The organism is Enterobacter cloacae complex sp. P13B, from assembly GCF_014895915.1.
Lineage (GTDB): Bacteria > Pseudomonadota > Gammaproteobacteria > Enterobacterales > Enterobacteriaceae > Enterobacter > Enterobacter bugandensis.
Genome location: NZ_JADBQN010000113.1, coordinates 1 through 624, shown reverse-complemented (window position 1 = coordinate 624; position 624 = coordinate 1). Strand labels below are relative to the sequence as shown.

General features: G+C 29.0%; 1 pseudogene. It reads right to left on the bottom strand.

From position 1 onward, the window contains the following. Positions 1–624 (bottom strand): annotated as a pseudogene (locus IM273_RS22135) (exonuclease SbcC); the annotation flags it as partial.

Below are 624 nucleotides of genomic sequence, written 5' to 3'. Positions count from 1 at the left end.
CAAAATCCTATGTTCATGAGTCAGGTTAATAATTAGATCGCTAATGGATTTTTCTCTTTTTTCTAATGATAATAATTCTTCATCGAGAGACTCAGGTTTGGATTTGATAAATCCACCTTCACCGTTCTCAATGGTAATTATATTATCACAAATAGGGCAATTACATTTAATATCTTGGGTAAGGCCAATTTTTTCATTAGCCAAATGAATTGCTTTTATTTTCTTTATGTCATTAATATAATCGTTTTTAAGTCTAATGTATTGATCTTTTTTTAAATTTATTTCTTCAATGCTTCTTACGATCATTTTTATTTTTAGGTTGAATTCTGAATGGTACGATTTAAACTGATTGTAATTGTCAGAGTTTGCCATCATACTACTATTTAATGAGTGAAGCTCAATGTTCAACGAATCATAGATTAAATCACATTCTTCTATTGCATCATCAATTGATGGGATGCTTTCATAACCTGTCTCTCGCAAAAACTCCGAAACATGTTCATACTTTTTACGCAAGTTGTTTAATTCAGATCTTTTATCTGATATTTGTTGCTCAATATCGGATATGTCAGTGTCTAGTACGTTATATATATATTTGAAAACTTCTTTAGTATACGTATATTT